This window comes from Vampirovibrio chlorellavorus (assembly GCF_003149375.1).
Taxonomy (GTDB): Bacteria; Cyanobacteriota; Vampirovibrionia; order Vampirovibrionales; family Vampirovibrionaceae; genus Vampirovibrio; species Vampirovibrio chlorellavorus_B.
In genome coordinates, this window is the sequence record NZ_QFWH01000002.1 from 254,580 (window position 1) to 268,391 (window position 13,812).

Below are 13,812 nucleotides of genomic sequence, written 5' to 3' on the forward strand. Positions count from 1 at the left end.
GGGCCCCATGGCAATTTGAAACCCGGGATTTGCAGCCCTTGATTGATTTTGAGACTGAGTTTGAATTGATTGCATTTGAATTGAGACGAGAAGGCCACTGATGATTAAACTGGATTACGGCAATATTTCCACTGAAAAAGTGGGTCAAGCCCACGGATTGAACTTGCCTCAGGTGTTTGAGGACTATCGCGAACAGATTCAGGACATTGTCAGTCGCATTTACGCGGAAAAAGACCAGCCCGGCGGCTGGAAGCGCTGGCTGAATTTGGGGTATGACCAAACACTGCTGGATGAATTGAACGCCTACGCTCAGTCTGTGAAAGGTCGCTTCAGCGATATGGTGATTTTGGGGATTGGCGGCTCCTCGTTGGGGGGCTATGCCATGCTGCGGGCCTTGCTGCACCCTTACTGGAACCAGCTCAGCGATGCCCAGCGCAACGGGTTTCCCCGGTATTATTTTGTGGAAAACGTGGACAGCGACCAGATCAACCCCTTAATGGACATGCTGGACCCCCAGCGCACCCTGTTTGTGGTGATCTCCAAGTCGGGCACCACGGCGGAAACCATGAGCGCCTTTATGATCGCCAAGGACTGGCTGGAGCAAAAACTGCCTGCGGATCAGGTGAAGCAGCACATTGTGGCCATTACGGATGCTCAAAAAGGTGTGCTGCGCCCGGTGGCCAACCAGTTGCATTACCAGACCTTTGAAGTGCCCGATGACGTGGGCGGTCGTTTCTCCGTGTTCTGTGCGGTGGGGCTGCTGCCTGCCGTGTTATGCGGCATTTCACTCTCCGAGATTCAAAAAGGCATTCAGGATCTGGATAAAGTGCTGCAAAACCCCGATCTTCAGCAAAACCCGGCGGCGCAAGGCGCTTTAATTCAGTACCTGCTGTATCAGCAAGGCAAGCCCATTTCCGTGTTTATGCCCTATTCCTATCGTCTGGCCTCCGTGTCAGATTGGTACGTGCAGTTATGGGCGGAATCTCTGGGCAAAAAGCACGACTTGCAAGGCAATGTGGTGCATGTGGGGCCCACCCCGGTTCGGGCCGTTGGGGTGACCGATCAGCACTCTCAGGTACAGTTGTTTAATGAAGGCCCCTTTGACAAGGTGTTTACCTTTATTTCGGTGGGCAAGCCCGCCCAGGATATTCAGATTCCGGCCAATCAGTTTAGCGACGTGGAGGATCTCAATTACCTGAACGGAAAACCCATGAGCCAGCTGATGCAAGCGGAATTTGAGTCCACCCGGGCCAGTATTACCAATAACCAGCGTCCTAACATGACTTTGCACCTCCCGCAGGTGGATGCCTATCACTTTGCCCAGCTTCTGTATCTGCTGGAAGTGCAGACGGCCATCGCAGGGGCCTTGATGGGCATTGATCCCTTTGATCAGCCCGGGGTGGAGCTGGCCAAGAAGTACACCTACGCCCTGATGGGTCGCAAGGGGTATGAAGGGCTGGTATCGGAAGCCCGTGGCCTAAAGAGCCCCCTGGGTGTTTAACGGCATCAGGGATACGGATGAGTTCTTCTTGATGGGTTGCTCTTTGAGAAAACTCAAAAACATCCCCCCTTAAGCAGTTATAATGCAATCAGCATCAACTGATGAACAGTGCTTTGTTTTATCTCTCAACTTCACCGTATCAGAACGCGTTTCAAGTCAATATTGTATTGGAGGTAGTATTCGATGCCTTTTGTAATTACCGAACCTTGCGTTAATGTTAAAGACAAAGCCTGCGTTGGCGTTTGCCCCGTAGACTGTATCTATGATTTTGATGGTGAGAACCAGCTCTACATCCACCCGGATGAGTGCATTGAGTGTGGTGCTTGCCAACCCGTTTGCCCGGTCAGCGCTATCTTTATGGACGCCGAAGTCCCCGCTGATCAAGCCAAGTACATCGATTTGAACGCCGAAAAAGCCCGCGCCCTGAAAGGCTAGTTTTTTCGGTTGGCATTCAGCCTTCCAATACAAAAAAATGCCTGGAGCTTTTCAGTTCCAGGCATTTTGCTGCTAACCGATTATTCACTGCGTGTTTGAGAGGACTGATGGTTCAGGAGGGGTGAGACGGGCCGACAGTTCCTGCACGACGTGGGTCATGCTGACTTGCGCATTATTCAGGGGGCTCCAGATTTGCCGGGCACCCGCCGAATAGGGGGTCAGGCAGTAAATGGTCAGGATGGTAGCCAGTAACCCGAAGCCAATGGGTAAATTGCGTTTAAAAAATTCTATCAGGACAGGAATGATCACCAGGCCACTGACGAGAATAGAAGTCCACATGCCTGTCCAGGCCAATGTCGATTCCATGGTAAGAATTTCCTCATGCGCTGATTCAAGGCGTTGCACTGACTTCAAGAATGAACCAGAAAATTGGAGTGATGTTTGTCCTGCTAACAGACAGGGCTGACTCCTGTGGATGCAGTACTTATACCAAGCTGAATTCGTTTTTAAACCTGTCACTGGTAAAATCATTGATGATGATGTCACTGCCTCGATTTTTAGTGCGTTTGAGCGCTTCTTGCATTGCATTTCTGCTGGTGCTGGTTTTTGTCATTCGGGTATTTGCTCCCGGAAACCCGGACACGGCGGCGTTTTTTCAACTGCTGGCCCTGATTCAGCCGGTTTTGGACACTGCCGCCTTGATTCTGAGCTGGCCGGTTCAGCAGATTTGCCAGTGGGTTCAACATTTTTTACCGACTGCCTGGCAAGGTGGTTTCCCGGTCAGTTCGGCGGCCGGGTGCGCGCAAGCGCTGGTGGATGGGTTTCTGCAATTGCCCGGTATGATGACCTCCCCCTTGGCGCCTGCCTTGCTGGATGTTCATTACGAGTCGCAGTTCCCCGGGGTGCTGGATTGGCGGCTGTTGTTGTCCGTTGCCTTTTGGGGCTGGGTGGAGTCCCTCTTTTTAAAGGGCCTTAACATTGTGGATGCTCGCCTCTATCGGCATCAGATTCGTCAGCGGGATGAGGCTTTGCTGCGTTCTTTTCAAGGGGGAGAGGCGCGTTCAGAGGAGCCGTCGGTCGCGACGTCCAAAAACTTGCTGTTCAACCAAGTGGTGCGGGGCCTGAAAAATGAAATTTCCGCTTTGAATCAGTCGGTGAATCTGGACCCGTTGACCCAGTTATTCAACCGGGGCTATCTGGATGTTTATCTGGACGCGGAATTGCAAAAAGCCCGCTGGAATGGTTCGGCTTTGGCGGTTTTATTGCTGGATGTGGATAACTTTAAGCAGATCAATGATCACTACGGTCATGCCTCCGGCGATGAGGTCTTGCAAAAGGTGGCGTCCGTGCTGCTGAACATCAAACCGCCACAAGGAAAGGCCATGGCCTTTCGCTATGGAGGGGAGGAGCTGGTTGTGGTACTGACCAACACCAGCCCGGTGGAGGCAGAGCAAGTGGCGGAGACGGCTCGGGTTTATATCCAGAAGCTCAAACTGGATCTGGCCCCTGAGCATTCCATTAGCGCCAGTGTGGGTTGCTGTACGCTGCAATTTTCTGAGACGTTGGCCCAGATGGCGTTGACCTCCGCTGACTTGTTGGCCAAGGCCGATGCGTTGATGTATCAGGCCAAGCAAACCGGTAAAAACCGGGTCGTGGCCAATACGTTTGGTTGAATCGGCCTCGGGTCAGTCCCGAAGATTTCAGCTAAACCTGGCTGAGTGATTCGCTGAGCAGTTTTTTCAGGGCGTTGATCAAGGCGGCCACGTCCTCGGGCTGGGTATAGTAGCCAATGCTGGCCCGCACCGTCCCACCCCGATGAATGCTGCCAATGGCCTCATGCGCCATGGGGGCACAGTGGAAACCGGCCCGCAGGGCGATGCCGTACTGTTCAAACAGGCGCTCGCCCACCACTTTAGGCTCTTGTCCCAGTATGTTGAAGGAGACAACGGGTGTTTTGTGGGCGACATCCGTATGGCCGTAAATGGTCACTTCCGGGATTTCCTGCAAGCCGCTCAGCAGTTGAGCAAGCAGGGTGATTTCGTGCCGGTGAATATTGCTCAGGCCTGTTTCCTGCACCCAGCGGGCTCCTTCGGCCAGGGCCAGGATTTGGGGCAGCGGAATGGTTCCCACTTCAATGCCATCCGGCGGGGAGGCGTTCAAGGTGTGCTTGCCGGAGTCGTTACCGGTGCCGCCTTCCATAAAGGTGTTCAGCTGTACCGCCTCGGACACGTACAAAGCACCCACGCCCGGTGGGCCGTATAGGGACTTATGACCGGGAACGGCCAGCATATCTATGTTCAGGGTTTGCGCATCCACGGGCAGCACCCCTGCCGATTGGGCGGCGTCCACCAGGTATAATTTGCCATACTGATGGGCCAGACGGCCAATGTCCGCCACCGGGAGAATCGAGCCAATGACGTTGCTGGCGTGGGTGGTGGCCACCATCCTGATTTCCGGATGGTTTTTTAGCAGCGCTTCATAGGCGGTCAGGTCAAAGGGGAGGGCGTCGGTGTAAGGCACCACAAAAAACTGGATGCCTTTTTCCCGGGCCATTTTGCGAACGGGACGCGATAAGGCGTGGTGTTCCACGGCGCTGATGATGATGCCATCCCCCGCTTGCCACGGGTAGGCCTGAATGGCGAGGTTCAGGGCGTGGGTGGCCCCGCTGGTAAAACTGATGCGCTCCGGGTTGGCCACGTTGAACAGGGTGGCCAGCGTTTGCCGGGCCTCCTGCAGTTGATTGGCCCCCAGTCGGGCCGCCTTGGCCGTGCCTCGCTTGGGGCTGAACAGGCTGCGGAAGGATTGATCCATGACGGTGTAAACGGTTTCCGGTTTGGGCCAAGAGGTGGCGGCATTGTCCAGGTAATGCATCGGGTAAAATCCTTTGGGTTGGTTCTACAGGCCGGGATCGAGCAGGGCTTGGGGCACTTTTTCGCAAGCGGCCCCCAGAAAATAACGGATCACATTGTTGGGCAGGGTCACTTCTTTGGGGATGACATCGTTGTGGTAGCCCATGTCCGCCCCTTGTAACTCCCGATCCAGCGGGGGGGCGTAAATGTGCAGGCTGACCACATCCTGCTCGGAGGTGTTTTTGACCTCGTGCCGGACGCCCAGAGGAGTGTGTCCCACATCGCCCGCTCGCCATACCGTGGACACTTTTTTACCATCCGGGAAGTAGCTGGTATTCACAATTTCCCCTTCCAGAATGATCATCAGCCCATCGGAGGGGCCATGGCCGTGAATGGGGCTGGTGTGGCCGGGGCGCCAGCACACCACCAGAATTTCCACGCTGTTTGATTTGAAAACCAGATGCCGGGTGTAATGCGATTCTTTAAACTGTTTCAGGGCTTGCAGGTTAATCATGGGAAAACCACCAGATTGTTGAACGTAAAGGGCATACCGGCGCCATTTGTTTTTATTGGCCTTTATCTTACCCCAAAGCCTGCCGCGCAGTCAGTCATGATATTTCGATTAGAATAGAGGCACGATGTTTATTTACCTGCATGTCCCTTTTTGCCTGTCCCGCTGCGTGTATTGCGATTTTTACGTGGTGCTGGACAAATACGGCGGGCATGAGGCTTATGTGGACGCCGTGTGCCGAGAGATTGACCTGCGTTTCGCTTCTATCAATCCGCTTGATTTTCCGCAGGGCATTCAAACCCTGTACGTGGGCGGCGGCACCCCTTCCTTGCTGGATTCGGCGGCTTACCGGCGTATTTTTCAGAAGCTCAATCAGTATTTGCCTTTTGCCAGCGATGCGGAAATCACCCTGGAGGCCAACCCGGGCGCGCAGCGCTCGGAGATGGCCGATCATCCCGAGGCCTATTGGGCGTGCGGGTTTAACCGTATCAGTGTGGGGGTGCAAACCCTCAACAATGCCGAATTGAAAAAGCTCAGTCGTCTGCATGCGGCGGAAGAGGCTGAGACGTTCATCCAAGGGTTGCAAGCGGCTGGCTGGCGCAATATTTCGCTGGATTTAATGTACGGCATTCCCCTGCAAACCGAAGCCTCCTGGCAGGAGACCTTACGCCGGGCCATTGCCTTGAACGTGCAGCATATTTCCATGTACGGCTTAAAAGTGGAGGAAAATACCCCGCTGGAAACTTTAACCACCTTGCCCATGGCCAAAGGCAGCTATCCCTTGCCGGAGGAGGAAGCCATTGTGGCGATGTATTTTAGCGGGCTGTCCACCTTGGCTCAGGCGGGTTTTCGCCGTTACGAATTCAGCAATCTGGCCCAGCCCGGGTTTGAGTCCCGCCATAATTTAAACTACTGGAACAATGGCGACTTTTTAGCGCTGGGCGTGGCGGCGCACGGCTATTGGCAGGGCCAGCGTTACGAAACCATTTCCGATATCAAGCAGTACTTAAACAATCCACTGGCTGGAACGGTTCAGGATTGCCCCCCTGCCGAGCAACTGGAAAACGCCATTATTTTTGGTTTGCGCAAAGCAGAAGGCATTGATATCGCAGCCTTGGAGCAGACTTTTGGCATTGATTTCCGGCAGCGATACGCTGATATTTTAGATCGATATACCGGTACCGCACTGATTCTGAATGGCCATCAACTTCGATTGAAAGAGTCGGCCATTCCGCTTAGCAACACCCTTTTGGCCGAGTTCTTGGGGGACGCCTGAACACAAATTTTACAATCGTGGCACAAAAAAGCATCGAATTGTTTTTATGCAAACACAGGGACACAGGGACAGTGAATCGAACCAGGGAGCGGCCTTTGGGCAATCATCTGGTGAGACTCATTGCCAATGACGCGGATCAATAGGGGACTTTAACATGGCAGCAGGGGCGGGTGGGCCAACAGGGCCTTACGGTGGTTATATGCCAATGACGCGGATCAATAGGGGACTTTAACATGGCAGCAGGGGCGGGTGGGCCAACAGGGCCTTACGGTGGTTATATGCCAATGACGGCGAGTGATGCCAAATTTGCCAAGATCAATCAAACGGTGACGTCGGCCAATCAGGAATTCAAGCGGGCCATGATTACCACCGATCCCCGGTACAAGGCGGCCATGGCGCAAAGGGCTTCAGCGCCCGCTGGGCCACTGGCATCACCACCTCAGGCATCACAGCCACCGGCGGAGCAAAAGGGATTGTTCGGTAAAATTTGGGATGGCATAACCAGTATTTTCTAACGTTGTATCGGGTTTCAGGTTTTTTTTTCAGGATTTCATCACACCACACACAAACAACACTACCCAGGAGGTCGATCAATGACGCATCGATACCGCGGGACCGAGGAGTGGGCCTTCTAACCCCCATTACTTGTTCCCATGGATTCTATTCCATTGAAACATTCCTATTCATTCACCGGTCTTCGGGCCGGTGTTTTTATTTGGGGTGAGGGCAGCCTCGCTAGATGTTAAATTTAAAGTTTAAATATTTTTATAAATTTAATAACAAAAAATAGAGGCGGGCGGGTTTTATGCGTTTACAGGGATAGCAGGTGGCAATAGGGACACCTGTCGGGTATGGGAGGTTTAGACTATGGTTTATGGTGGGTATGGCGGCTATGGCGGTTTTGGTGGGTATGGTGGCTACGGGGGACTAGGCAGCACGCCTGGGTTCGCCTCGGGTATTTATCCTCCGGGGAGCGCCCCCGGTTCGGAGGCCTATCCTGGCGGCGGTCTGCGCCCGCAGAAATCCAAAGGATTTTTAGAAGGATTATTCAGTGGTACCTGGGATGGTATCCGCAAGATGTTTACCACGGTGCCGGGCGTGCTGGCGACGGTGGGCGCGGTCGGATTAACGGTGGCCACGGGTGGGGCGGCCCTCATTCCATTGGGTGCCCTGGCTGCGGGTGTGGGGGTTTACAACACCGCCAAAGGCCTGCTCAATCAGGATGGGCAAGGGTTTACCAAGGGCTTGTTGCTGGGTTTGGGTGGCTTACTGGCCATTCGGTGCGCGCCCAGTAAAATTGTGATGAATGGTCGTAGCTTTTTACTGGGTGGCGATCCCACCAAGCCGTTGGGTTTGATGGGGCGTTTTAAAACCCTGTGGGGCGGCAACCATTATGTGGATAGCAAAGGCAACGCCTCCAACTGGCTGAAAATATCCACCGATAAAATCATGAGCCGCTTCAGGCCGAATCAGGGTTCTCTGGAGCATTTGAAAGACCTGAAGCAGAAAGTGAATGGTGGCGTTCATAATCTGGATAATGTGATGGACGCTGAGGACGCTTTGCGGGCTGGACTCATCTCGGACCCGCAGGCGGCAAGCCAGGTTAAACGGTTTATTGGGGCCGATCACAAAGATGTGTTGGAGCTGAAAAATTTAAATCGCAAGCTGGAGCGCCGGGAATTGGCCGGTAAGCCTACTGAGGAAATCACAAACAGGATTCACGAGTTGCAAGCTCGTCGAGAAGGCCGTGCTGTGGCGTTTCAAAAGGTAGCTCCTGCTGCTGCCGCCGCTCCTGCTGCTGGCGCCGCTCCTGCTGCTGGCGCCGCTCCTGCTGCTGGCGCCGCTCCTGCCGCTGCCGCTGCTCCTGCTGCTGCCGCCGCTCCTGCCGCTGCCGCCGCTCCTGCCGCTGCCGCCGCTCCTGCCGCTGCCGCCGCTCCTGCCGCTGCCGCTGCTCCTGCTGCTGCCGCCGCTGCTGCTGAAGCTGTTGCCGCAGACGATGCGCCTGAATCTCCTGCCGCCGCTCCTTCTCATAGTCGGACACTATCGCAGGACAGCTTTACAAATCTGAGTGGCATTGATGGTGCGTTTTCAGTAGCGGGCTCAGAGAATGGGGCAAGTAGCGTTGCCGCTCCTAATGCTGGGGCAGCTCCCAGTGGAAATCCCTTTGCTGAACCCTATTCAGCTGTTGCCGCTGGGCCAGCGACAACTGGAAATCCTTTTGATCCAAAAAATTTACGTGCCACTGCCACCGCTAGTGGCGTCACTCCTGTCGCTCGGCCTCAAGCCGATGACAATGTAACGCAACTTCCTCGGGTGAATAGCAACTCTGAGCCGTTGTTGCCATCTGATCAGTTTGAGTCTTCTGCTCCTGTTAATCTGGCTCCAAGTATCGATGAATCTGCCCAGTTAAAGCGTTCTGGCTGGTTTAAGCAAGTTGGACAGAAGTTCAAATCAATGTTGGGCATTGCTGAGAACTCGCCACACACTCCTGCTCCTTCACAGGCATACCGTTACGAACGTTTCGGTTCATGATTTCAAGTCAGGTTTTGAGCAAATACAAAAGCACGATGAATCGTTGAACGAAGGTTTATTTTAAAAATTTAGCAATGGGCTCACAGGCCAGATTAGGGGGATCATGCAATGATTGGTAAATCGGTGGGAGCTGCCCCAAAAACAGGTGGGGCTGGCAGTTTTTTCAAGAAGTTATTCGCTGGAAAATCCAAGTCTGGGGCATCGACGGTTAATACGTCCAAAAACCATTGGGCTCAGGTGCAGGCGGATAATTTGACTGCCCTTAAAGCGGATCAGGCCTTTTTTAAGCAGGCCGCCCAGCAAAACAAGCAACAGTTGGCCAAAGACATTGGGGCGTTTCGCCAAGCCCAGAAGCAAACTCCTGCCGCCTCAGGCTTTGCCAGACCGGTTCCCGCTGGGTCGCCCGCCGTTAAGGCTCAGGAGGCGCTCAGCAAGCCGCCCACATCCGCTGGAGCTGGCTCAAAGACAGGGCTTTCCAAAGACCTGGAAGATCGCTTTGCCCGGTTAAAAGGGCGTGACCCCAATCAAACGCAGGCGCAAGAATGGGCCCAGCTGGAGAAGCGCTTTGCCGAGCTGAAGCGACCCACTCCCCCCAACCCCAGGGTGGCACCGTCCTTGGCCCGGGAGACCGCGGACTTGAACAGATTGCAGGCCATCTCGCCCGCGGTGCGGATGTCGCCCGCACAATATCAGGCGGAAGCGAAACGGTTAAACGCGCTGGATCAAATCGCCAAGACCCGCCAGGACATTTTGAAAGACAGCAAGCTGAGTGCCGCCCAGCGCCAAAAGCAATTGGATGGCTTGCGCCAAATTGAAAAAGAATATTCCTGACACCGTTTGAGTCGTACAAAAACAGGGAGCGCTTTTCAACGCTCCCTGCCGGATTTTTTAGAGTGGTGAACCCTATACCCGAACCAGCTTCAGGTTGTTCACAATCTCGTTGGCAAAGCCGGAGCAGCTGACCAGGGTGGCGTTGCTCATCTGGCGTTCCAGATCGTAGGTGACCTTACCGCTGGCGATGGTTTTCTCAAAGGCATCCACTACCAGTTTGGCCGCTTCCGTCCAGCCCAAATGCTCCAGCATCATAACGCCGGAAAGAATCAGGGAGCCGGGGTTGACCTTATCCTGACCCGCGTATTTGGGGGCGGTGCCGTGGGTGGCCTCAAACAGGGCGGCATGATCGCCGATGTTGGCGCCGGGCGCCAGACCCAAACCGCCCACCTGGGCGGCGCAGGCATCGGAGAGGTAATCGCCGTTCAGGTTCATGGTGGCGATCACCTGGTACTCATCGGGACGCAGCAGCAATTGCTGGAACATGGCGTCGGCAATGCGATCCTGAATCATGATTTTGCCAGTGGGCAGTTTGCCGTTGTGTTTTTCCCAGACTTCAGCCTCGGAAATGACCTGATCGGCGTATTCTTCACGGGCCACTTCGTAACCCCAGTCACGGAAAGCGCCTTCGGTGAACTTCATGATGTTACCCTTGTGGACCAAGGTCACCACGGTGCGGTTGTTGGCGATGGCGTAGTTGATGGCCCGACGTACCAGGCGCTTGGTGCCTTCCACGCTAACTGGCTTGATGCCGATACCGGAATCGGGGCGAATGTCTTTCTTGAACTCGGATTTGATGTAGTCGATGATCTTTTTGGCTTCAGCGCTGCCTTGCTGGAACTCAATGCCCAGGTAGATGTCTTCGGTGTTTTCCCGGAAGATGACCACATCCAGCTTTTGAGGCTCTTTCACCGGGGCGGGTACGCCTTGGAACCAGCGTACAGGGCGCACGCAAGCGTATAAGTCATGAATCTGACGCAGGGCCACGTTCAGGCTGCGGATACCGCCGCCCACCGGGGTGGTCAGGGGGCCTTTGATGGCCACTTTATATTCGCGAATGGCCTCGTTGGTTTCTTCGGGCAACCAGCTTTGGGTCTGGTTGAAGGCTTTCTCCCCGGCCAGCACTTCTTTCCATACAATTTTTTTCTTGCCGTTGTAGGCCACTTCCACGGCGGCATCCAGCACTTTTTGGGTGGCGGGCCAAATGTCCACGCCAATGCCGTCCCCCTCGATGTAGGGAATAATGGGGTGATCGGGGACGTTGAGAGATAAATCGGAATTGATGGTGATTTTTTCGCCGGCCGTGGTCATAAAGTGCCTCCAGTGGGTCGCGTGACGATGAAACAATACTAAAATGCGTAAAGCATTTCCAATCTAGCATAAACCATTGCGGCGGACAAAAAACGGGCAGTCGGAGTAGGCTATTTGTGGGATGAGGGGCTGAATCCCCGGATGATTGCCACAGGGGCGCCGGTTTGCGCCCTTGGGCCGCCTGCCTTGCTCCTGCCCCTTGCCCGGAGTAGAATCAAGGGAGTTTTGTTTCATACAATCCCGCCAATCTCAGTTTGGATAGGAGACACACCCTCATGAGCGGCAACTCGACTGATATCGAAATGGTAAAAAAGCATTACGCCAAAATTGGCCCCAGCCTTGAAAAAGCAAAAAAACACTTTGGCAAGCAGGCTTTCACCGCTGCGGAAAAGATTCTGTTTTCGCACCTCATCCCTGAAACCTACCCAGCGCAAATCGTGCGGGGTGAAACCTTCCTCTCTTTACAGCCAGACCGGGTGGCCATGCAGGACGCCACCGCCCAGATGGCCATTTTACAGTTCATGCAGGCCAACCGGGACACCGTGGCCGTGCCTTCTACCGTGCATTGCGATCACCTGATCCGGGCCTTCTCCGGCGCGGAAGCCGATGTGGAACGGGCTTGCGATGAAAACCGGGAAGTCTATGAGTTCCTGCGCTCCGCCGCCGCCAAGTACGGCATGGGCTTCTGGAAGCCCGGCAGCGGGATTATTCACCAGGTGGTGCTGGAAAAATACGCCTTCCCCGGCGGGTTGATGATTGGCACCGATAGCCATACCCCCAACGCCGGTGGCCTGGGCATGGTGGCCATTGGGGTGGGTGGCGCGGATGCCGCCGATGTCATGGCTGGTCTGGCCTGGGAAGTGAAAGCGCCCAAGCTGGTTGGGGTACACCTCACCGGTAAACTCAGCGGCTGGACGGCTCCCAAGGATGTCATCCTGTACCTGTGTGGCCTGCTGACCACCAAGGGCGGCACCAACAAAATTGTGGAATACTTTGGCCCCGGCACGGAAACCATTAGCTGCACCGGCAAAGGCACCATTACCAACATGGGCGCTGAGCTGGGCGCTACCACCTCGGTCTTCCCCTTTGACGCCCGGATGGCCGCTTATCTGCGGGCTACCGAACGGGCGGAGATTGCGGCGTTGGCCGAGCAGTACGCAGCCGATCTGCGGGCCGATGAGGATGTGCTGAAGCATCCTGAGAATTACTACGATGAAATCGTGGAAATCAACCTGTCCGAGCTGGAGCCTTACGTGGTGGGCCCCCACACCCCGGATCGGGCCCGTAAGCTCTCCGAATTTGCCGCGGACGTGAAAAACAGCAACTTCCCGGAAGACCTGAGCGCCGCCCTGGTGGGCAGTTGCACCAACTCTTCCTATGAAGATCTGGAGCGTTCGGCCAACGTGGCTCGTCAGGCCAAAGCCAAGGGCTTGAAAGCCAAGTCCTACTTCCTGATCACCCCCGGTTCCATCCAGGTGCATGAAACCATCCAGCGGGACGGCCAAATGCAGGATTTCACCGATATTGGCGGCATTGTCATGGCCAACGCCTGCGGCCCCTGTATTGGCAACTGGGATCGGACCGATATTAAAAAGGGCCAAACCAACGCCATCATTACGTCCTTCAACCGTAACTTCCCCAAGCGGAACGATGGTAACGCCGAAACGCTAGCCTTTATCGGTAGCCCGGAACTGGTCACTGCTATGGCCATTGCCGGGAAAACCACCTTCAACCCCATCACCGACACCATCGATGGGGTGAAGCTGGAAGCGCCCACCGCGCCGGAATTACCGCCCAAAGGCTTTCAGATTTCCCATGAGGGCCTGTTGCAGCCGCCTGCCGATCGGGCTGCCCTCACGGTTTCCATTGATCCCAAAAGCCCTCGTCTGGAAAAGCTGGCTCCCTTCAGCGCCTGGGATGGTCAGGATTTTGTGAACGTGCCGGTGTTGGTGAAAACCCAGGGCCAAACCACCACCGATCACATTTCTCCTGCCGGGAAAGACTGGCTGCCCCTGCGGGGTCACCTGTCCGGCATTAGTCACAACATGTTGCTGGGCGCTGTGGATGCCACCACCGGCCAACCGGCGGAACCGGTCAAAATGCTGGTGAACGGCGTGGAGCGTGGGGCTTCCCCCTGGGCGCTGAAAGCCATGGAGTACAAGCAGCAAAACGGCAGCATCATCGTGGGTGATGAAAACTACGGGGAAGGCAGCAGCCGGGAACACGCCGCCATGTGCCCCCGCTATTTGGGCGTAAAAGCGGTCATTGCCCGCAGCTTTGCCCGCATCCACGAAACCAACCTGAAGAAGCAAGGGGTGTTGCCCTTCACCTTCACCAACAAAGCGGATTACGAGAAAGTCAGCAAGGGCGATCACCTGACCATTGCCGGGTTGAGCGATCTCAAGCCGGGCCAGACCATCACGGCGACGGTCACCCATGTCGACGGCACCACTGCTAGCATTGAACTGAGCCACTCCCTGAACGCCGAGCAGATTCGCTGGTTCAAGGCGGGTTCGGCCATGAACGCGGTCAATCTGCCCAAAGCCGCCGTATAAACACCCACTTT

At 55.1% G+C, this 13,812-nt stretch carries 12 protein-coding genes; 8 read left to right on the forward strand and 4 right to left on the reverse strand.

Going from position 1 to position 13,812, the window contains the following annotated elements:
• Window positions 1-100: 100 nt before the first annotated feature.
• Together DF283_RS03535 and DF283_RS03540 are read left to right on the forward strand one after the other, a co-directional pair.
• Window positions 101-1,501 (forward strand): hypothetical protein, encoded by a 1,401-nt coding sequence (locus tag DF283_RS03535; protein WP_303673329.1) that lies wholly within the window; start codon window positions 101-103, stop codon window positions 1,499-1,501.
• 183 nt (window positions 1,502-1,684) lie between these two features.
• Entirely contained in the window at window positions 1,685-1,936 is a 252-nt protein-coding gene (locus DF283_RS03540; RefSeq protein WP_303673330.1) for a 4Fe-4S dicluster domain-containing protein, read from the forward strand.
• Between the two features lie 84 nt (window positions 1,937-2,020).
• Here the strand turns inward: DF283_RS03540 and DF283_RS03545 are convergent, their stop codons facing one another.
• The gene (locus tag DF283_RS03545) at window positions 2,021-2,302 is read right to left on the reverse strand and encodes a hypothetical protein (protein WP_303673331.1); all 282 of its coding nucleotides are present in this window, start codon (window positions 2,300-2,302) and stop codon (window positions 2,021-2,023) included.
• Window positions 2,303-2,469: 167 nt separating this feature from the next.
• Here DF283_RS03545 and DF283_RS03550 point away from each other — a divergent pair, with 167 nt between their 5' ends.
• Window positions 2,470-3,609, forward strand: coding sequence for a GGDEF domain-containing protein (locus tag DF283_RS03550; protein WP_303673332.1), 1,140 nt, complete (start codon window positions 2,470-2,472; stop codon window positions 3,607-3,609).
• Between the two features lie 31 nt (window positions 3,610-3,640).
• Here the strand turns inward: DF283_RS03550 and DF283_RS03555 are convergent, their stop codons facing one another.
• Entirely contained in the window at window positions 3,641-4,807 is a 1,167-nt protein-coding gene (locus tag DF283_RS03555) for an aminotransferase class V-fold PLP-dependent enzyme (protein WP_303673333.1), read from the reverse strand.
• A 24-nt stretch (window positions 4,808-4,831) separates the two neighbouring features.
• Window positions 4,832-5,299 (reverse strand): cysteine dioxygenase, encoded by a 468-nt coding sequence (locus DF283_RS03560; RefSeq protein ID WP_303673334.1) that lies wholly within the window; start codon window positions 5,297-5,299, stop codon window positions 4,832-4,834.
• Window positions 5,300-5,423: 124 nt separating this feature from the next.
• Here DF283_RS03560 and hemW point away from each other — a divergent pair, with 124 nt between their 5' ends.
• The 4 genes from hemW to DF283_RS03580 all read left to right on the forward strand — a co-directional run bounded on the left by hemW (window position 5,424) and on the right by DF283_RS03580 (window position 9,935).
• Window positions 5,424-6,572 carry a radical SAM family heme chaperone HemW gene (gene hemW / locus DF283_RS03565; RefSeq protein ID WP_303673335.1) on the forward strand — a complete coding sequence of 383 codons (1,149 nt, stop codon included), beginning with the start codon at window positions 5,424-5,426 and terminating at the stop codon, window positions 6,570-6,572.
• A gap of 284 nt (window positions 6,573-6,856) precedes the next feature.
• On the forward strand, window positions 6,857-7,087 hold the full coding sequence (locus DF283_RS03570; protein ID WP_303673336.1) for a hypothetical protein: 231 nt from the start codon (window positions 6,857-6,859) through the stop codon (window positions 7,085-7,087).
• A gap of 352 nt (window positions 7,088-7,439) precedes the next feature.
• Window positions 7,440-9,104: a hypothetical protein gene (locus DF283_RS03575; RefSeq protein WP_303673337.1), complete on the forward strand. Its 1,665-nt coding sequence runs from the start codon at window positions 7,440-7,442 to the stop codon at window positions 9,102-9,104.
• A gap of 108 nt (window positions 9,105-9,212) precedes the next feature.
• Complete coding sequence (locus tag DF283_RS03580; protein WP_303673338.1) at window positions 9,213-9,935, forward strand: hypothetical protein; 723 nt, start codon at window positions 9,213-9,215, stop codon at window positions 9,933-9,935.
• A 72-nt stretch (window positions 9,936-10,007) separates the two neighbouring features.
• Here the strand turns inward: DF283_RS03580 and icd are convergent, their stop codons facing one another.
• Window positions 10,008-11,246 carry an isocitrate dehydrogenase (NADP(+)) gene (icd, locus tag DF283_RS03585; RefSeq protein ID WP_303673339.1) on the reverse strand — a complete coding sequence of 413 codons (1,239 nt, stop codon included), beginning with the start codon at window positions 11,244-11,246 and terminating at the stop codon, window positions 10,008-10,010.
• A gap of 275 nt (window positions 11,247-11,521) precedes the next feature.
• On the opposite strand from icd, the gene DF283_RS03590 reads away from it, so the two are divergent.
• Window positions 11,522-13,801 (forward strand): aconitate hydratase, encoded by a 2,280-nt coding sequence (locus tag DF283_RS03590; protein ID WP_303673340.1) that lies wholly within the window; start codon window positions 11,522-11,524, stop codon window positions 13,799-13,801.
• Window positions 13,802-13,812: the final 11 nt, after the last annotated feature.

Excerpts from the sequence above, each read along its gene's own strand:
- DF283_RS03535 (WP_303673329.1), top strand. The coding sequence starts at position 101 with ATGATTAAACTGGATTACGGCAATATTTCCACTGAAAAAGTGGGTCAA.
- DF283_RS03540 (WP_303673330.1), top strand. The coding sequence starts at position 1,685 with ATGCCTTTTGTAATTACCGAACCTTGCGTTAATGTTAAAGACAAAGCC.
- DF283_RS03545 (WP_303673331.1), bottom strand. The coding sequence starts at position 2,302 with ATGGAATCGACATTGGCCTGGACAGGCATGTGGACTTCTATTCTCGTC.
- DF283_RS03550 (WP_303673332.1), top strand. The coding sequence starts at position 2,470 with ATGATGATGTCACTGCCTCGATTTTTAGTGCGTTTGAGCGCTTCTTGC.
- DF283_RS03555 (WP_303673333.1), bottom strand. The coding sequence starts at position 4,807 with ATGCATTACCTGGACAATGCCGCCACCTCTTGGCCCAAACCGGAAACC.
- DF283_RS03560 (WP_303673334.1), bottom strand. The coding sequence starts at position 5,299 with ATGATTAACCTGCAAGCCCTGAAACAGTTTAAAGAATCGCATTACACC.
- hemW (WP_303673335.1), top strand. The coding sequence starts at position 5,424 with ATGTTTATTTACCTGCATGTCCCTTTTTGCCTGTCCCGCTGCGTGTAT.
- DF283_RS03570 (WP_303673336.1), top strand. The coding sequence starts at position 6,857 with ATGACGGCGAGTGATGCCAAATTTGCCAAGATCAATCAAACGGTGACG.
- DF283_RS03575 (WP_303673337.1), top strand. The coding sequence starts at position 7,440 with ATGGTTTATGGTGGGTATGGCGGCTATGGCGGTTTTGGTGGGTATGGT.
- DF283_RS03580 (WP_303673338.1), top strand. The coding sequence starts at position 9,213 with ATGATTGGTAAATCGGTGGGAGCTGCCCCAAAAACAGGTGGGGCTGGC.
- icd (WP_303673339.1), bottom strand. The coding sequence starts at position 11,246 with ATGACCACGGCCGGCGAAAAAATCACCATCAATTCCGATTTATCTCTC.
- DF283_RS03590 (WP_303673340.1), top strand. The coding sequence starts at position 11,522 with ATGAGCGGCAACTCGACTGATATCGAAATGGTAAAAAAGCATTACGCC.